Genomic DNA, 17133 nt, shown 5'->3' on the forward strand with positions numbered 1-17133 from the left:
ACGGCGCGCATGCGGCATGAAGACCTGCATGTCGCCCCTGCTGGAATTGCTCGGATTGTTCGTGGTGGCGCTGGGCGCTGCCAGCCTGCTGCCCATGCAGTCGGAACCGGTGCTGGTGGCGCTGCTGCTGCTGGGGGAGCACCCCGCCTGGCTGCTGGTGCTGGTGGCCAGCGCGGGCAATACGCTGGGCTCCGTGGTGAACTGGCTGCTGGGCCGGCAGCTCATCCGCTGGCAGGATCGCCGCTGGTTTCCGGTGAAGCCTGCGGCGCTGGAACGCGCCAGCGGCTGGTATCGAAAATGGGGGCATTGGTCGCTGCTGCTGAGCTGGGCACCGATCATCGGCGACCCGCTGACACTCGCCGCCGGCGTCTTGCGCGAGCCTTTTGGGCGATTTCTGCTGCTGGTCGCCCTCGCCAAGACGGGGCGCTATGTGGTGCTGGCGCTGGTCACGCTGGGTTTCACCTGAACAGGGGGGACGCATGATGGATGGCAGTCTGCATTGCGATCCGCGCCCGCATGCAGTGGTGATCGGCGCGGGCTTTGGCGGCCTCGCCGCTGCCATCCGCCTCGGTGCGCGGGGCTGGCGCGTGACGGTGGTGGAGAAGCTCGATGCGCCGGGTGGCCGTGCCTATGTCTTCCGGCAGGATGGCTTCACCTTCGATGCTGGCCCCACCATCATCACCGCGCCCTATCTGCTGGAGGAATTGTGGACCCTGGCCGGGCGCCGCATGGCGGATGACCTCGACCTTCGGGCGATGAATCCCTTCTACCGCATCCGCTTCGACGACGGCACGGTAATGAGTTGCAGCGCGGACCTGGAGGCGACACGGGCCGAGATCGCGCGCATCGCGCCGGAGGATCTGCCGGGCTTCGAGCGCTTCATCCGCGACAGCGAACGCATCTTCGACGTGGCCTTCGCCAAGCTCGCCGACCAGCCCTTCCATAAGATTGGCACGCTGCTACGCGCGGTGCCGGATATGCTACGCCTGCAAGGCTATCGCACCGTCCATGGCAAGGTCAGCGACTATTTCAGCAATGATAAGCTGCGCATTGCCTTCAGCTTCCATCCGCTGCTGATCGGCGGCAATCCGCTGAACACCACAGCCTATTACTGCCTGATCGCGCATCTGGAGCGTATCCACGGCGTGCATTATGCCATGGGCGGCATGGGTGCGGTGGTGCAGGGGCTGGTCGGTCTGATCCGGCACTTTGGCGGCACGCTGCGCCATGGCGTGGAGGTGGAGCAGATCACCGTGCGTGATGGCCGCGCCAGTGGCGTGCGCCTGGCCGGCGGTGAAACGCTGGAAGCCGACATCGTTGTGTCCAACGCGGAAGTCGGCTGGACCTACACAAAACTGCTGTCGGAACACAAACGTCGTCGCTGGACCGATGCGAAAGTCGCGCGCGCCAACTACTCCATGGGCCTCTTCGTCTGGTATTTTGGCACCGATCGGCGCTTCGAGGATGTGTATCACCACACCATGGTGCTCGGGCCGCGCTACGGCGAGTTGTTGACCGACATTTTCGAGCGCAAGATCCTGTCCAAGGATTTCTCGCTGTATCTGCATCGGCCGACGGCGACGGATCCGTCGCTCGCGCCGCCAGGTTGCGACAGCTTCTACGTCCTTTCGCCCGTGCCGAATCTCGGCAGCGGCACCGATTGGGCGCGGCAGGCGGAGCCCTATCGCGCCGCCATTCAACAACGATTGGAGGAGACGGTGCTGCCCGGCCTCGGCCAGCATCTCGTCACATCCCGCATCCTGACGCCGCAGGATTTCCGAGACCGGCTGCTATCGACCCAGGGCGCGGCCTTCTCGCTGGAGCCACAGCTTTTTCAATCGGCCTGGTTCCGGCCGCACAATGTCAGCGAGGATCTGCCCGGCCTGTATCTGGTGGGCGCGGGCACCCATCCCGGTGCCGGCGTGCCCGGCGTCGTCTCCTCCGCCCGCATTCTCGACCAGGTGGTGCCGCATGGCAGTGCGGTGGTCCGTGCGTAGTCAGCCCGCGGCGGCCGCGAAGGCCGCGGTGAAGCGGGCGAGGTCGGCCGGGCGGCGCAGGAACCATAGCACCGGGCGCTGGCCAGGCACCCAGTTGGGCTGAAGCCGCTTCACGTCCCGCAACGCCGCGCGGGCTTCCTCCGGCCGGCCCATTTCCATGGCCGCCACGACCAGCGTGCGGAAGCAGGGCGCATAGTCGGGCAGGCGCGCGGCGCACCAGCGCAGTTCCGTCAGCGCGGCCTCCGCCTGCCCCGCCAAAAGCAGCGCACGTCCGAGCACGGCGCGGCTGCGCGGCGCGCCATGCTGGTCGAGGGCCAAGGCCTCCCGCACCGCTGCCGCGGCCTCCTCCGGAAATCCGGAGGCGGAGAGCACTTCGGCGCAGGAGGTGCGGGTGCCGAGATCGGCCGGACGGCCGGCCCGCAGCGCCAGCCGCGCCATCTCCGCCGCTTCGTCCCACCGCTCGCACAGCGCCAGCGCGAAGGCCAGGGCGGAGATGCAGAGTGGCGAATCCGGTGCCAGCTCCACCGCCTGCCGCGCGAGCAGCAGCGCCTCCGCGCGCTCGGCCTGGTGGTCACCCTCGCCCCAGCCGTGGGTGACGAAGCGCATCACGGTGAAGGCCTGCCAGGCATGTGCCACGGCGTGTTCCGGATCGGCGGCGATGGCGGCGATGAAATGCGCCCGCGCGGCCAGCGTTTCGGCCTCCGTCCCGCGCTGGTGCAGGTCGCGGCCCAGCAGGTAGTGATCGCGCGCGGTCAGGGCGGAGGGCGGCCGATGGCGCGCGCGGCGCAGGCTTGCGCGTGCGATCTCCATGTCGAGCACGCTCGCCAGCCGAACCAGCAGCGTCGCCGGCGGCAGGCCGGAGTCCGGCAGGTCGAGCCGATCCGCCCAGAGACCCGCGCCGCTGGGTGCATCCTCCAGCCGGATCGCCAGCCGGTAGCCGGGGTGCGTCGCGAAGACCTCCGCATGCAGGCGAAAATCCTGCGGCGCGGCGTCGGTGACGATCCGCAGATCCTCGAAGCGGATCAACTCGGCGGTCAACTCCGCGGCCAGGGCACGGGCGAGGCGTTCGGTAGCGCCGCCGGCCGCCTCCGCCAGAAAGGGCGGGACCTGCAGTGTGGCCCGGCGCGCGGTGAAGGGTGAACGGGGCGGTGGCGCGGGGGCAGGCAGCGGCGCGGGACCTGGCATCGCCTCCTGGTGCCGGACCTCCGCCGTCAGCACATAGCCGCGGCGCGGCACGGTGCGCAGCACGCCGGCGGCGCGATCGCCCAAGGCGCGGCGGATATCGCTGACGCATTGCGTCAGGCTGTCATCGGTGACGATCAGGCCGGGCCACAGCGTCTCCAGCAGCGCCTCCCGCCCCTGGAGCAGGCCGGGATGGTCGAGCAGGTGCCGCAGCAGGGCGAAGGCCTTGGGACGCAGGGTCAGCTCCGGCCCGTCCTGTCGGCGCAGTGTGCCGCGCCCCAGATCCAGGCAGAAGCGGTCGAAGTGGTAACTGCCTGTTTCCATGGGCGATCTCGCGCCCCCCGGCGCACGGCACGAAAGACTTCCGAACGAGTCCCGAAATGAGTCTGGCAGAATTTCTGACTTAAATCAGCCCGGCTTCAGGACTTCGGCGCGGCCTCGGGAATACCTCCCGCCGCAGCCGGACAGGGCGCATGGCGCGCCCGGATCGAACGGCGCGGAGCTTCCTTCCATGTCTGTCCCGACCTGCATCGGCGCCCTGCGTGGTGCCGTGCTCGCCTGCCTTGTTGCTTTCGCCGCCCTGCCGGCCCATGCCGGCCAGCCGCCGGCCTCGCGCCGGCCGCATCCCGAGGCGGTGCAGTTCTGCCATGCGCAATGCATGTCCCTGGCCGGGGAGCGGTTGAGCACGGCGCAGCCCCAGGCGGCGCAGGCCTGCACCATCCGCTGCGCCGCCGGTGCCAGCTTCGCGGCCCAGCAGCAGCGCGACGGGGCTGCGGCGACGGGCCGGGGCGTGGCGGCGCAGACCCTGTCGGGCGCGGTGACGCAGCCGCGCATGGTGGCGATGGCGCGCCCGACCTCTCAACAGCGCCCCGTGGCGATGAGCGTGGTCTATGCCGCCCCGGCACCCTCCGCCGCGCATGGGCTGGTGACCGCGGTGGCTGACCGCGTCTCGGCGCATCGCGAGGCGCAGCAGCGTTGCGGCGGGCAGGCATGCCGGCTGCTGGGCGAAAGCGCGCAGGCCTGCGGTGCGGCGGTGCAGGGGGTGCGGCGCAGCCAATGGGCGCTGTTCATCACCAGCGATCCCAACAGCTATGTCATCACCTCGGTCAGCGCCGGCTTCGGCGCCACCCAGCCCGAGGCGGAACGCTCCGCCATGGCGGAGTGCCGCAGCCGTGGCCAGGGGCTGCATTGCCGCGTCATCGCCGCGAGCTGCGCCAGCCGGAGCTAGAGCATGATGACCGCAGGTGCGAAGGCACCGAAGGTCTGAATCATGCGATCAACCAGAAGGCAGAGCGTGGTGCGTGAACGAAGGTGAACGCATCACGGTCTGAGCGGCGCGTCCCCCAGCAGCCGCGCCGCCGCCAGGCGGCCGGACATCGCCGCCATGGGCACGCCCGGCCCCGGATGCACCGAGCCGCCGGCGAGATACAGGCCAGGCAGGCGGGATGCCGCGCCAGGCCGGGCAAAGGTGCCGGTGGCGCCATGGCTGGCGCGGCCATACAGCGCGCCGCCGGTGCCCGGGAACAGGCGATGGAAGCCGGTGGGCGTGGTGGCGGTGGTGGTCGCGGCGCTGGCCTGAATGGTCAGGCCGCAGCGTTGCAGCAGCGCCATGCTGCGTTCCCGCAGATCGGCCAGCGCGTCGGGCGCCATCTCGCCAAGGTCGCCATCCGCCGGCGCATTGACCAGCAGCAGCAGCCGCTCCGCCGCACCGTCGGGGACCGTGCCGTGGCCGCGATCCTGGGCGCAGAGATAGACCGTCGGCGCTTCGGTAATCCTCCGGTCGCGGAAGATGGCAGCGAATTCGGCGGCGTAGTCCTCGGCGAAGAAGACGTTGTGATGCGCCAGGGGGAAGCCCTGCGTGGGCGCATGCAGGCACCAGGTGACGGCGGAGAGAGACCGTGCGGCGCGGGGCGTGTCGCGCGCCGCCTGCCGGGCGCCGCCACCGAGCAGCCCCTGCGCCAGGGTGGCGACATCGCCGTTGAAGACTACGGCATCGGCGGCCAGGGCCTCGCCATTGGCCAGCCGAACCCCGGCGGCGCGGCCGTTCTCCACCAGGATGTCCAGCACCTCCGCATCGAAGCGGAAGGTCGCGCCCTGGCCCTCGGCAAGTTCGCGCACCGCCTCCGCCACGCGCCGCATGCCGCCTTCCACCAGCCAGACGCCATCCTGCTCGACATGGGCCACCAGCATCAGCGTCGCCGGGGCGAGGAAGGGGGAGCAGCCGCAATAGGTGGCGTAGCGGCCGAACAATTGGCGCAGGCGCGGATCGGTGAAATGGGTGCCGAGCGCCTGCCACATCGTCGCCCAGGGCGCCGTGCGCCACAGCGCATCCAGCCGCCCGACCCGCCGCACCAGATCGAGCGGGGAGGGCCGCTGAGCCGCAATGAAGCTGTGCTGCAATGTCTTGAAGATGTCGGCGCTGCGCGCGGCGAATTCCCGAAATCCCTGTGCGTCGCGCGCGCCGGCGAAGTCGCCGATGGCGTTGGCGGAGCGTTCGACATCGGCAAAAAGATCCAGCCGCCCGCCCTCGCGCCAGGCGTGCCGCGCCAGGATATCGGCGCGATGCAGGATCAGCGCATCCTCCAGCCGCCGCCCCGCATCCGCGAAGAGTTGGGCAAAAATCCAGCGCATGGTGAAGACGGTGGGGCCGCCATCGATATCTGCGGTGCCGGCCCGCACATGGCGCATCTTGCCGCCCGCCGTCGCCGCGCGTTCCAGCACGGTGACCTGCACACCCTGGCGAGCGAGATCGGCGGCGGCCGTCAGGCCACCGATGCCGGCGCCCACCACGATGACATGCATCAGGCCACGGCCCTCCGGCGCGGCCGTGCCTGGCGTTCCACCGCCAGGCGATGCCAGATGATCAGCGCCAGCCCCACGATCAGCGGCACGCTCCACATTGCCGGGTGCAATGCCAGCTCGGGAAAGATGCGGACGGAGCCGAAGGCCATGAAGGCGGTGTAGACGGAAATGCCGGCGCCGATCAGCGCCTTGATATGCTCCTTCAGCCAGTCCTGCCGTTCGACGCGCGGCTTGTGCAGGAACCAGAGATTGGTCAGCCCCGTGGCCACGCCGACCACGGCGATGCCGATCATCAGCTTCTGGCCGATGATCCAGCCCTGCGCCGCGCAGGCCAGCGCCGCGGCGATGACGGCATATTGCAGCGCGAGGTTCAGCGGCGTGCGATTCGCGGCGTGGTTCGCCTTGTTGGTGATAACCAGCCAGCCATACCAGGCGAGGTTGATGGTCAGGATGCCGGTATGCAGCATCATCCAGCCGAACATGCCGCGCAGAAAGGCCGCGTCGTAATCGGCCGCGAGATGCGGATGCGTGCCGAAGGGATCGGCCAGGGTCATCAGGCTCATCGCCACGGCGAAGCTGCCGGTGGCGAGCATGGCATAGGTGAAGACGCGCCCCCAGCGCCGGTGCCGCGCCCCGCCCTTTCGGCCGATCACCGGCACCCAGAAGGCGATCGCCCCGGTCGTGCCGGTCAGGATATGGGCGGCGATCAGCCCGTGGAACAGCAGAAGCTCCATGGTCTGTTCGTCTCCCCTGACAGAAAGTGACAATGACACTTGACAGTTCGGGCTGTAAAGCGCGGGAATGATCCTCATGGAAGGGTTCGACGCGATGCCGGGGGCTGACTTCGTCCCGCCACACCCGCATCCGCGCTCGCCCGTCGTCGCCCTGTTCCGCGCGCTGCTGCAGGGGGAGGGCGACCTGCTCGGCTTGTTGCCCGCCGAGGCCTACACCATGCCGATCGGCCCGCTGGGCTATTCGCGCCGTTCCATCGTGGTGGTGAACGACCCGAAGCTGGTGCGGCATGTGCTGGTGGACCCGGAAGGCATCTTCCCGAAATCCGACCTGATGGTGAATGCGCTGGACCCGCTGATCGGCGACAGCATCTTCGTCAGCTCCGGCGAGACCTGGCGGCGCCAGCGGGCGATGATGGATCCGGCGCTGACGCTGATGCGGGTGAACCGCGCCTTCCCCAGCATGCAGGCGGGCATCGACGAGGCGGAGCTGACTCTGGCCCGCGCCGTCGCGACCCGGGATAGCCTGTCGCTCGACCTGATGATGAGCCATCTGACGGCGGACATCATCTGCCGCTCGGTCTTCTCCAGCGGCCTCGAAGGCCGCGTCGCGCATGCGGTCTTCGATGCCTTCACCTTCTTCGAACGCAGCGTGGCGCAGGTGGAAATCCGCCGCCTGATCCTCGACCGCGCCTGGACAAAGATTCCGCAAAGCCAGGCCGTGCTGGAAAGCTGCGCGCTGATTCGCCGCAGCCTCGGCGAATTGCTGGACAGCCATCTCGACGCCGGAAAGTCCTTCGACGACATCGCCAGCGCCGTGGTCGCCGCGCGGGATGGCGAAGGCCGGGCCTTCACGCGGGAGGAGCTGATCGACCAGCTCGGCGTGCTGTTCCTGGCCGGGCACGAGACCAGCGCCAGCGCGCTGACCTGGGTCTTTTTTCTATTGGCCTCGCGGCCCGATCTGGTCCGTCGGCTGAGGGCGGAAGTGGCAAGTGTTTGTGGCGATGGGCCGATCGGCTTCGAGCACACCAAGCGCCTGGTCTTCACCCGCAACATCTTCCGGGAAACGCTGCGGCTGTATCCGCCGATCACCTTCCTGCCGCGCGTGGCCAATGCGGCGACAAGCCTCGACGGCTATCGGGTGAAGCGTGGAGCCCTGGTGATGGTGGCGCCCTGGCTGCTGCACCGGCATCGTCGCTACTGGTCGCGTCCCAACCATTTCGACCCGGACCGCTTCCTGCCGGAGCGGGAGGGGGAGATGGTCTCCGGCGCCTATATCCCCTTCGGTATCGGCCCGCGCATCTGCGCCGGCGCCGCCTTCGCGACGGTGGAGGCGGTGCTGCTGATCGCCCGGCTGTTCCGCCGCTTTGATTTCCATCTGGAGGCACCGGACGAGGTGCGCCCGGCGGCCCGGCTGACGACGCGGCCGGCGCGGCAGGTGATGCTGCGGGTGACGGCGGCCTGATGCCCACCGTGCTGCTGACGCTGGGCCGGCTGCCCAAGGCGCTCGATCTCGCCCGCGGTTTTTCGCGGATCGGCTGGCGCGTCGTGGTGGCGGAGCCCTTTGGGCGGCATCTCTGTGGGTCGTCCCGCGCCGTGGCCCGATCCATCCGCGTTCCGGCACCAGCCACGGACCGCCCTGGCTATCTTGCGGCGCTGGCAGAGGTGGTGGCGGCCGAAAATGTGTCGCTGGTGCTGCCGGTGTCGGAGGAAATCCTGCACGTCGCGCATCTCCCGCCCTTGCTGCCGCCGGGCGTGAGGGTGGCGGCGATGCCCCCCGACATTCTGCTGCGCCTGCACCACAAGGGCGGCTTTTGCGACTTTGCCCGGGCGCAGGGGCTGGATGTGCCGGAAAGCGCGCCGCTCGGCACGGCCGCGGCCCAGGCCATCGTCTCGGCCGGCAGAGTGGTGGTGAAGCCGGTGCATAGCTGTTCGGGGCGCGGCGTGTTGCGGCTGGAACAGGGCGCGGCGCTGCCCGCGCCCGACCCGCCGGCCATCGTGCAGCGCTTCGTCGAGGGGCCGGAATTCTCCACCTGCACCCTGGCGCATCAGGGCCGGGTGCTCGGCACCAGCATCTATCGCGGCACGCTGATGGCGGGCTCCGTCGCCGTGGCCTTCGAACGTGTCGCGCATCCGGCCATCGCCGACTGGGTGACGCGCTTCGTCGCCGCCGCGAACTGGTCCGGCTTCATCGCCTTCGACCTGATCGTCGATGCGGAAGGCCGCCCCTGGGGGCTGGAATGCAACCCCCGCACCACCAGTGGCCTGCATTTTTTCGAAGGCGAGGACATCGCCCGGGCGCTGCTGGATCCGGACGGCGCCGCGCCGCGCCTGCGCCCGGAAGCGCATCTCCAGCAATTCTGGTCCTGCCTGACGGAGACGCAGCTCTCGCTGTTCCGCGGCGGCCCCTTCCGCCGTAATCTGCGCGCGCTGCTGACCACGCGCGATGTCTGCTGGCGGGCGGATGACCCGATGCCGTTGCTCGCCATGCCTTGGACCACCTGGCCCATCATCCGCATGGCCGCCCAGCGCCGCGTGCCCTTTGGCGAGGTCGCCACGCTGGACCTGGCCTGGAGCTAGGCTGAGGGCGGTTGGCCCCGGCGCTGGGTCGGGTACAGGGTCCGGCGCAGGGCCGCGGCCTCCCTGCGCGCGGTCTCCACCACCAGCTCGGCGAATTGGTCGACGATGCCGGGGCGCGGTTGCCAGGCCGGAAAGAACAGGCCGTAGGGAATCGGGATGGCGCAGGCGAAGGGCCGCATGACCAGCTGCGGCGCGGGGGTGGACAGCACCACGAAGGGGTCCGCCAGCGCCACGCCCAGCCCCTGCGCCACCAGCTGGCAGACCACTACGCCATTCGAAGCCTCGAAGCGCGGCCGCGGGGTGAGCCCCGCCTCGCGGCAATGCCGCTCCAGCCCCTGCCGCAGCAGGGACCGCGCATGCGTGCCAACCAGGTCATGCGCCAGAAGCTCCGCCAGCCCCACCTGCCGCAGCTGTGCCAGCGGGTGGTCGCGCCGCATCACCACCACCGCCTCCAGCTCACAGACCGGCTCCACCTTCAGCCTGGGATGGGCCAGGGGCAGAACGGTGACGCCGAGGTCGAAATGCTCCTGCTCCACGACGGTCTCGGCATCCAGGCGGATGCGGGTGTCGACCAGCGCGGTGAAGTCCGGCACCCGTGCCGCCATGCTGCGCAGCGCCGGCCCCAGCACCAGGCTGGCGACCTGCGGCGCCGTCAACAGGCGCAGATGGCTGTCGCTGCGGCCATCCCGGATGCCGGAGGCCAGCCGTTGCAGACCGTCATGCCCGGCCAGCACCCGTTCCGCCTGCTGGTAGAAGCGCAGCCCCTCCGCGGTCAGGGTCAGGCGACGGTTCGCGCGGTGGAACAGCCGGAAGCCCAGATCCTTCTCCAGCGCCGCCAGCAGCCGCCCCACCTGCGGTTGGGTGCGCCCGAGCCGGATGGCGGCCTGGGAGACGGAGCCGGTATCGACGAAGGCACGCAGCGCATCCAGTGACCGCAGGTTGTGCATTCCGCCCCTCTGCTTCATGCGGAAACCGCATATATTGGCACCCATAACGCATTTGACGCAGCTGCGCAGCGGCGCGCATGGATGACGGACAAGTGACACCGCCGGCGGCACAGACGCTGTCCGCCGGCGCCAGCAAGGCTCGACCATGTCCGACCGCGACCACTCCGGCGCCGCCTGGCGTCTGGCCCCTTCCAGCTACGCCGCGGCCCGCGAGGTGGAATTCACGCTGCCGGAGGCGCCGGCCTCCCGCTACCTGACCATGCGTGACGGCTGCCGCATCGCGGTGGATGTCTGGCGGCCGGAGGGCGCGACGGGGCCGGTGCCGGCGATCCTGATCCTGACCCCCTACTACCGCCGCTTCCGGCTGCGGGAGGGTGGGCAGGGCGATGCCATCCCCAATGCCGGCAAGTTCGTGCGCTATCTGGTGCCGCGCGGCTATGCGGTGGTGGTGGTGGATGTGCGCGGCACGGGCGCGTCCTTCGGCACGCGCGACAGCTTCCGCTCGCCGCGGGAGCGCGAGGATTCGGCGGAGATCACGGATTGGGTGGTGGCGCAGCCCTGGTCGGACGGGCAGGTCGGCGCCACGGGCATTTCCTATCCCGGCGCGGCCTCCGACTTCCTGGCGAGCACCGGCCACCCTGCGGTGAAGGCGATCGCCCCGCTTTTCGCCGTCTGGGACACCTATGCCGACAACTACTACCCGGGCGGCATCCAGCTGAAGCAATTGGCAAAAAGCTATGACGACCTGATGGTCGCCATGGATCACGACCGTCGCGACCTGCTGCGCAACTACGTCTACTACGCCAATCCCGACCTGGCCGGGCCGCATCCGGTGGATGAGGATGCGGATGGCACCATGTTGGCGGAGGCGCTGCGCGAGCATGCGGGCAATTTCCGCCAGCCCGATTTCATGGCCGAGTTCCGCTTCCGCGAGGACCCGCTGCCCTATGATGCGGGCTTCAGCTCGGCCTCCTTCAGCCCCTATTCGGTCGGCGCCGGCATTCGCCCGGATGTGGCGGTGCTGGCCGTCTCCGGCTGGATGGACGGGGCCGGCTATGCCAATGGCGCGATTTCCCGCTTCCTGACGCTGCGCGACAATCCGGTGCATCTGATCCTGGGGCCATGGGATCACGGGGCGCGCTGCAACATCTCCCCCTGGCGGCGGGAGCAGACGCCGGAATTCGACCTTCTGGGCGCCGTGCTGCGCTTCTTCGACCATTACCTGCTGGGGCGGGAGACCGGGCTGGATCAGGAAGCGCCCGTGCATTTCTTCAGTCTGCATGCGGAGGCCTGGCGCGCGGCCGAATCCTGGCCGCCGGTGGAGAGCACACAGCGCCTGTACCTCGCCGCCGAAAGCGCGCTTGCCGATGCGCCGGTCGCCGCGGGGCAGGATGTGGCGCAGGCTGATTTCGCCTGGGGCTCTGGCGACGGCACGCGCTATGAGCGCATCGCCGGCATCAACAGCACCAACTACTATGCGGATTGGGGCCAGCGGCAGGCGGGGCTGGTCGGCTGGTCCTCCGCCCCGCTGCCGCAGGATATGGAACTCGCCGGGCACGGCCTGGCCGATCTCTGGCTGGAATCGAGCGAGCCGGATGCGGCGCTGTTCGTCTACCTCTCCGAGGTCGAGGCGGATGGCACGGTCCGCTACGTGACGGAGGGCCTGCTGCGCGCCCTGCACCGCCACGAATCCCCGGCGCCCGAAACCTACCGCACCAGCTGGCCGTTCCGCAGTTTCACCCGCGCCGATGCGGTGCCGCTGGTGCCCGGCGAGGCCACGCGCCTGCGCATTCCGCTGCTGCCGACCGCCTGGGTCTTCCGCCAGGGCAGCCGCATCCGCCTGTCCCTGTCGGGCGCAGATGCCGATCACGCGGCGCAGGTGCCGCATGGCAGGCCGCCGCGCCTGACCCTGCTGCGCGGCGGCGATCGGGGCTCCGCCCTGGAACTGCCGCTGCGGCCCTGCGCGTGACATTCGAATAGGAGATGCCCATGCATCGTCGCGATATTCTCGCCGCCGCCGGCGCCCTGGTCACCACCGGCTGGGGCGCGCTGGCGCCCCGCCCGGCGAGTGCGAACAGCACCACCCTGCAGATCGGGCTCGGCGGCGCCTTCACCACCATGGACCCGCATTTCTACCACGCGGTGCCGAACCACACCGTCGCGATGCATATCTATGAGCGGCTGATCAACCGCGCGCCCGATGGCCGGCTGATCCCCGGCCTGGCGACGGAGTGGAAGCCGCTGACCGACACCTTGTGGGAATTCAAGCTGCGCCCCGCCGTCAAATTCCACGATGGCGGCGACTTCACCGCGGACGACGTGGTCTTCACCTTCGAACGCGCCCGCGACGTGCCCAACAGCCCCGGCGGCTTCGGCGGCTTCCTGCGCGCGGTGCAGCGGGTGGAGGTGGTGGACCCGCTGACCATCCGCCTGCACACGCCCGTCCCGGCGCCGGATCTCGGCCCCAACCTGACCTATGTCGGCATCGTCTCCCGCCGGGTGGGGGAAGGTGCGACGACGGCCGACTACAATTCCGGCAAGGCGGCGGTGGGCACCGGCCCCTATCGCTACGCCTCCTACACGCCCGGCAACCGGGTGGAGATGACGCGCAATGACGCCTGGTGGGGCCCGAAGCCGGCCTGGGAGGCGGTGTCGCTGCGCCTGCTGAGCAACCCGGCGGCGCGCAGCGCCGCGCTGCTGTCCGGCGATGTGGACATCATCGACACCCCCTCCGTCAGCGATCTGCCGCGGATGCGCGCGGATGATCGCTTCCAGGTGGCGGCGATCCCGGGCATCCGGCTGATCTACCTGGTGCCCGACCTGTCGCGGGAGGGGGAGAGCCCCTTCGTCACCGATGCCAGCGGCACCCCCCTGCCGCGCAACCCCTTCCGTGACGTACGGGTGCGCCAGGCACTGTCGCTGGCCCTGCGGCGGGAGGCGCTGGCCGATCGCGTCATGCTCGGCACCGCCACCCCCACCGGCCAATGGATGCCGCCGGGCGCCTATTCCTATGCGCCGAAGGTGACGGCGCCGGAGGAGGATGCGGCGCGCGCTCGTCGCCTGCTGGCCGAGGCCGGCCTGCCGAACGGCTTCCGCCTGACCCTGCACACGCCGAATGACCGCTACCCGAACGACGCCCGCCTGGCGCAGGCCGTGGCGCAGATGTGGACGCGCATCGGCGTGCAGACCACTGTGGAGGCGCTGCCCTGGGCGAGCTACGCGGCGCGCGGCGGCCGGCAGGAATTCTCCATGGGCCTCTGGGGCTGGGGCAGCGCGACCTTCGAGGGTGGCTACATGCTGACCCAGTGTTTTGCCACGCATGACCGGGCACGCAGCCTCGGCCTGTACAATTATGGCCGCTACAGCAACCCGGCGCTTGACGCGCTGGCCGCCCGCGCCGTCTCCACCGTGGACGAGGCGGCGCGGGAGGCGCTGCTGATCGAGGCGACGGAATTCGCCATGGCGGATACGCCGATCATCCCGATGCTGATGCTGCAGAACCTGTGGGCGGTGCGGAAGGGCATCGCCTTCCAGCCCCGCTCGGACGAGCGGACGCTGGCGGTCGATGCGCGGATGGGGGGTTGAGCATGGGCCGCCCCGACCCGCTGCCGCATCTGGCACACCTGGCCCTGGCGCTGGCCGAGCCGGCGCAGCCCGCCGCGACGCTGGCCGCGCTGGATGCGGCGCTGGCCGGCGCCGTCGGGCACATCCTCTGCACCATGCAGGTGCATCATGCGGGTGGCGAGGCCGAGCGAATCTGGTCCAACCTGCCGGAGGCCTATCCGGTGGGAGGTCGCAAAAAGGCCTCCGCCGCGCCGCGGATGCAGGAGTTGATGCAGCATGGCCGGTCCATCCTGATCCGCACGGAAGATGAGCTGCGCGCCAGCTATCCCGACCATGCGGGCGCCAGCGCGCTGGGCTGCGGCAGTGCCATGAACACGCCGGTGCGCTGGCAGGGCCGTACGCTGGGCCAGGTCAACCTGATGCACCGCGCCGGATGGTATGGGGAGGAGGACGTGATGCTGGTCCGCAGCTTCGTCCAGCTTGCCTTGCCCGCCTTCCTGATCCTGGCCGAAGGCGCCACTCTTCGGTCCCCCTCAGCCACAGGAACATGACCATGACCGCCGGACCCCGCCGCCACCTGCTGAAGGCTGCCGCCCTGGCGGCCGCCAGCCCGTTTCTGCCCCGCCCCGCCGCTGCCCAGGCGCAGCCGTGGCCGCAGGCGCAGCCGATCCGCGTGATCGTGCCCTTTGGCGCCGGCGGCGCCACCGACATCGCCGCCCGCGTCATCGCGCAGGAGATGCAGGGCACGCTGGGCCAGAGCTTCGTGATGGAGAACCGCGCCGGCGCCGGTTCCACCCTCGGCACCGGCTATGTCGCCCGGCTGCCGGCGGATGGTTACACGCTGCTGATCACCACCATCAGCGGCTTGGCCATCGGGCAGACGCTGTACCGCGACCGCATCCAGTATGATGCCGACAAATCCTTCGACCACATCGCCATCATGATGGGCACGCCCTATCTGCTCTGCGTCAAGCCTAGCCAGCCGATCGCCAACGTGGCCGGCTATGTCGCTGCCGCCAAGGCCGCGCCGATGTATTACGGCACCTCCGGCGCCGGCGGCGTCGCGCATCTGCTGGGCATGCGCCTGGCCCTGGCCACCGGTGCGCCGCTGGAACATGTGCCCTATCGCGGCTCCACCCAGGCGATCACCGATGTCATCGCGGGCGTCGTGCCGAGCGTGCTGGACAGCCTGACGGCGACCAGCGCGCATATCCGCTCCGGCGCCTTGCGGGCGCTGGCTACCACGGCGCCCGAACGATCCCCGGATTTTCCGGATGTGCCGACCTTCCGCGAACTCGGCTATCCGGAGGTGGTGGCCGATGGCTGGGCCGGCCTCGCCGCCCCCGCCGGGACGCCGCGGCCGATCCTGGAAAGGCTGGCGGAGGCGGTGCGCGCTGCGCAGGCCAGCGTCAATGTTCAGCGCCGCTTTGCCGAGACCTCGACCAGCCCCGGCCGCTATTATCTGGCGGAGGCGCAGGACTTCGTGCGCCGCGAGGTGGCGGCCTGGGCGCCGGTGATCCGCGCCTCCGGCATCACGCCGGATTAGGTTTTTGGGTGCGGCGTGGCGGGGAAGGGGGGAATACGATGCGGGGCATGGTGGTCGCGGCGCAGCCGGAGGCAGCGGAGGCGGGGGTGGAGATCCTCCGCCAGGGCGGCAATGCGGTGGATGCCGCCATCGCCTGCGCCTTCAGCCAGGGCGTGGTCGATCCGCAGATGTGCGGCATCGGCGGCTTCGGCGCGATGCAGATCTGCATGCCTGCGCGCGGCGTGCACACGGTGCTGGAGTTCTTCGCCAAGGCGCCACTTTCCGCGACCCCCGACATGTGGGCCGACAAGTTCATCGGCCAGTCGCGCGACGGCTTCGTCTTCCTGCTGCGCGACCAGGCCAATGACAGGGGCTATGGCGCGGTTGGCACGCCGGGCAATGTCGCGGGCTATACCGAGGCGCTGACCCGATTCGGCAGCATGCCGCTGCGCGAGGTGACGCGGCCGGCGATCCGCCAGGCGCATCGCGGCGTGATGGTGCGGCCCTACATGCACTACTACTGGGACATCGACCATGGCGGCGACGGCCAGGTGAATGTCGCCGACAAGCTGCGCTTCAGCGAGACCGGCCGGCAGGTCTATTTCCGCGCCAATGGCACGCTGAAGCGCCCCGGTGACATCCTGCACAACCCGGACATGGCGCGCAGCCTGGAGCGCATCGCCGAGGGCGGCGCCGAGGTCTTCTATCGCGGCGACATGGCGCGCGAGATCGCGGCCGACATGGCCGCGCAGGGCGGCGGCGTGACGCTGGAGGACCTCGCGGCCTATCGGGTGCGGGAGAAGGCGCCCTGCTGGGGCAGCTATCGTGGGCTGCGTGTCGCCTCCAACCCCCCGCCGGCCGGGGGCGGGTCGCTGATCGAGCTGCTGCACATCCTGGGCTGCTTCGACATCGGCGCCCTGGAGCACAACAGCCCCGAGCATCTGCGCATCCTGGCGGAGGCCATGAAGTGGATGACGATCGACAAGGACGCCCATATGGGCGACCCCGATTTCGTGGACGTGCCGCTCGACCGGTTGCTCTCGCAGCAGCATGCCGAGGCGCTGGCCGCCCGCATCCGCGCCGGCGACAAGGCGCGCGTGCCCCGTGCGGAGGAGCCGAAGGACCCGCCGGATACCACGGTGGTCTGCGTGGTGGATGGGGAGGGCAATGCCGTCTCCCTGACCCACACGCTCGGCATCCCCTCCGGCGCCATCACGCCTGGGCTGGGCTTCATGTACAATGGCTGCATGAGCGGTTTCGACCCGCGTCCCGGACGCGCGGCCTCGATCGCGCCGGGCAAGAGCCGCGGCAGTGCCATGGCGCCGACCATCCTGTTCCGGGAACAGGCCATCGCCATGGTGCTGGGCGCGCCGGGCGGCACCTACATTGTGCCGGCGCTGGCGCAGGCCATCAGCAATGTCGTGGATTTCGGCATGACGATGGCGGAGGCCGTGGCGGCGCCGCGCATCGTGGCGCTGAGCGACACCATCGATGTCGCCAACCGCATTCCGCATCGGGTCACCGATGCCCTGCGCGACATGGGCTACCCGGTGGCCAGGTCCTACCAGAGCTACGCCTTCGGCGCGCCACACGGCGTGATGATCCGCGACGGCGCCTGTTCAGGGGGCGCTGACCCGCAGCGGGACGGGATGGCGCTGGGCGCGTGAGCGAAGCCGGGTTTTAGTCACCGGGACACACCATCCGTGAACCAGGCTTCGCCGCTTGCCGGAATCAGGGAACAGATCGCCCCGCTGCCAGGGGCAGGGTGTTGCGCGTCGCGCCGCCTGTGACTATACGGCGGCACC

The 17133-nt window shown here is 69.9% G+C and carries 14 protein-coding genes; 10 read left to right on the forward strand and 4 right to left on the reverse strand.

The genetic code is table 11. The features are described from left to right. Positions 1-28 precede the first annotated feature (28 nt). Positions 29-466: a YqaA family protein gene (locus ACVFYP_RS15540; protein ID WP_499201096.1), complete on the forward strand. Its 438-nt coding sequence runs from the start codon at positions 29-31 to the stop codon at positions 464-466. A 13-nt stretch (positions 467-479) separates the two neighbouring features. Further along, positions 480-1997, forward strand: a complete 1518-nt coding sequence (locus ACVFYP_RS15545) for a phytoene desaturase (RefSeq protein WP_499201097.1) — start codon at positions 480-482, stop codon at positions 1995-1997. On the opposite strand, the gene ACVFYP_RS15550 is transcribed toward ACVFYP_RS15545, so the two are convergent. Further along, entirely contained in the window at positions 1998-3503 is a 1506-nt protein-coding gene (locus ACVFYP_RS15550) for a winged helix-turn-helix domain-containing protein (protein ID WP_499201098.1), read from the reverse strand. Positions 3504-3690: 187 nt separating this feature from the next. Here ACVFYP_RS15550 and ACVFYP_RS15555 point away from each other — a divergent pair, with 187 nt between their 5' ends. Then, complete coding sequence (locus ACVFYP_RS15555; protein WP_499201099.1) at positions 3691-4407, forward strand: hypothetical protein; 717 nt, start codon at positions 3691-3693, stop codon at positions 4405-4407. A 92-nt stretch (positions 4408-4499) separates the two neighbouring features. Here ACVFYP_RS15555 and crtD read toward each other — a convergent pair whose 3' ends face one another. Continuing rightward, entirely contained in the window at positions 4500-5981 is a 1482-nt protein-coding gene (crtD, locus tag ACVFYP_RS15560) for a 1-hydroxycarotenoid 3,4-desaturase CrtD (protein ID WP_499201100.1), read from the reverse strand. Then, positions 5981-6715 carry a hypothetical protein gene (locus tag ACVFYP_RS15565; protein ID WP_499201101.1) on the reverse strand — a complete coding sequence of 245 codons (735 nt, stop codon included), beginning with the start codon at positions 6713-6715 and terminating at the stop codon, positions 5981-5983. The genes crtD and ACVFYP_RS15565 overlap by 1 nt, the downstream gene beginning before the upstream one ends. A gap of 76 nt (positions 6716-6791) precedes the next feature. Between ACVFYP_RS15565 and ACVFYP_RS15570 the strand changes: the two genes are divergently transcribed. After that, on the forward strand, positions 6792-8177 hold the full coding sequence (locus ACVFYP_RS15570; RefSeq protein ID WP_499201102.1) for a cytochrome P450: 1386 nt from the start codon (positions 6792-6794) through the stop codon (positions 8175-8177). Further along, the gene (locus ACVFYP_RS15575; protein ID WP_499201103.1) at positions 8177-9292 is read left to right on the forward strand and encodes an ATP-grasp domain-containing protein; all 1116 of its coding nucleotides are present in this window, start codon (positions 8177-8179) and stop codon (positions 9290-9292) included. The genes ACVFYP_RS15570 and ACVFYP_RS15575 overlap by 1 nt, the downstream gene beginning before the upstream one ends. Here ACVFYP_RS15575 and ACVFYP_RS15580 read toward each other — a convergent pair. Beyond that, positions 9289-10239, reverse strand: coding sequence for a LysR family transcriptional regulator (locus tag ACVFYP_RS15580; RefSeq protein WP_499201104.1), 951 nt, complete (start codon positions 10237-10239; stop codon positions 9289-9291). The two genes, ACVFYP_RS15575 and ACVFYP_RS15580, sit on opposite strands and share 4 nt — an antisense overlap. A gap of 145 nt (positions 10240-10384) precedes the next feature. Here ACVFYP_RS15580 and ACVFYP_RS15585 point away from each other — a divergent pair, with 145 nt between their 5' ends. From ACVFYP_RS15585 to ggt, 5 genes are read left to right on the forward strand one after another with little or no spacing between them, the layout of a single operon-like run. Further along, positions 10385-12208 (forward strand): CocE/NonD family hydrolase, encoded by a 1824-nt coding sequence (locus ACVFYP_RS15585; RefSeq protein WP_499201105.1) that lies wholly within the window; start codon positions 10385-10387, stop codon positions 12206-12208. Positions 12209-12228: 20 nt separating this feature from the next. Next, complete coding sequence (locus tag ACVFYP_RS15590; protein WP_499201106.1) at positions 12229-13824, forward strand: ABC transporter substrate-binding protein; 1596 nt, start codon at positions 12229-12231, stop codon at positions 13822-13824. 2 nt (positions 13825-13826) lie between these two features. Further along, positions 13827-14354 carry a GAF domain-containing protein gene (locus tag ACVFYP_RS15595; protein ID WP_499201107.1) on the forward strand — a complete coding sequence of 176 codons (528 nt, stop codon included), beginning with the start codon at positions 13827-13829 and terminating at the stop codon, positions 14352-14354. A 2-nt stretch (positions 14355-14356) separates the two neighbouring features. Next, complete coding sequence (locus ACVFYP_RS15600; RefSeq protein WP_499201108.1) at positions 14357-15349, forward strand: Bug family tripartite tricarboxylate transporter substrate binding protein; 993 nt, start codon at positions 14357-14359, stop codon at positions 15347-15349. 38 nt (positions 15350-15387) lie between these two features. Beyond that, the gene (gene ggt, locus ACVFYP_RS15605) at positions 15388-16995 is read left to right on the forward strand and encodes a gamma-glutamyltransferase (RefSeq protein ID WP_499201109.1); all 1608 of its coding nucleotides are present in this window, start codon (positions 15388-15390) and stop codon (positions 16993-16995) included. The last annotated feature ends 138 nt before the right edge of the window (positions 16996-17133 follow it).

It is taken from the genome of Roseomonas sp. F4, from assembly GCF_053891155.1.

Excerpts from the sequence above, each read along its gene's own strand:
- ACVFYP_RS15585 (WP_499201105.1), top strand. The coding sequence starts at position 10,385 with ATGTCCGACCGCGACCACTCCGGCGCCGCCTGGCGTCTGGCCCCTTCC.
- ACVFYP_RS15540 (WP_499201096.1), top strand. The coding sequence starts at position 29 with ATGTCGCCCCTGCTGGAATTGCTCGGATTGTTCGTGGTGGCGCTGGGC.
- ACVFYP_RS15555 (WP_499201099.1), top strand. The coding sequence starts at position 3,691 with ATGTCTGTCCCGACCTGCATCGGCGCCCTGCGTGGTGCCGTGCTCGCC.
- ACVFYP_RS15580 (WP_499201104.1), bottom strand. The coding sequence starts at position 10,239 with ATGCACAACCTGCGGTCACTGGATGCGCTGCGTGCCTTCGTCGATACC.
- ACVFYP_RS15590 (WP_499201106.1), top strand. The coding sequence starts at position 12,229 with ATGCATCGTCGCGATATTCTCGCCGCCGCCGGCGCCCTGGTCACCACC.
- crtD (WP_499201100.1), bottom strand. The coding sequence starts at position 5,981 with ATGCATGTCATCGTGGTGGGCGCCGGCATCGGTGGCCTGACGGCCGCC.
- ACVFYP_RS15595 (WP_499201107.1), top strand. The coding sequence starts at position 13,827 with ATGGGCCGCCCCGACCCGCTGCCGCATCTGGCACACCTGGCCCTGGCG.
- ACVFYP_RS15545 (WP_499201097.1), top strand. The coding sequence starts at position 480 with ATGATGGATGGCAGTCTGCATTGCGATCCGCGCCCGCATGCAGTGGTG.
- ACVFYP_RS15565 (WP_499201101.1), bottom strand. The coding sequence starts at position 6,715 with ATGGAGCTTCTGCTGTTCCACGGGCTGATCGCCGCCCATATCCTGACC.
- ACVFYP_RS15570 (WP_499201102.1), top strand. The coding sequence starts at position 6,792 with ATGGAAGGGTTCGACGCGATGCCGGGGGCTGACTTCGTCCCGCCACAC.
- ACVFYP_RS15600 (WP_499201108.1), top strand. The coding sequence starts at position 14,357 with ATGACCGCCGGACCCCGCCGCCACCTGCTGAAGGCTGCCGCCCTGGCG.
- ggt (WP_499201109.1), top strand. The coding sequence starts at position 15,388 with ATGCGGGGCATGGTGGTCGCGGCGCAGCCGGAGGCAGCGGAGGCGGGG.
- ACVFYP_RS15575 (WP_499201103.1), top strand. The coding sequence starts at position 8,177 with ATGCCCACCGTGCTGCTGACGCTGGGCCGGCTGCCCAAGGCGCTCGAT.
- ACVFYP_RS15550 (WP_499201098.1), bottom strand. The coding sequence starts at position 3,503 with ATGGAAACAGGCAGTTACCACTTCGACCGCTTCTGCCTGGATCTGGGG.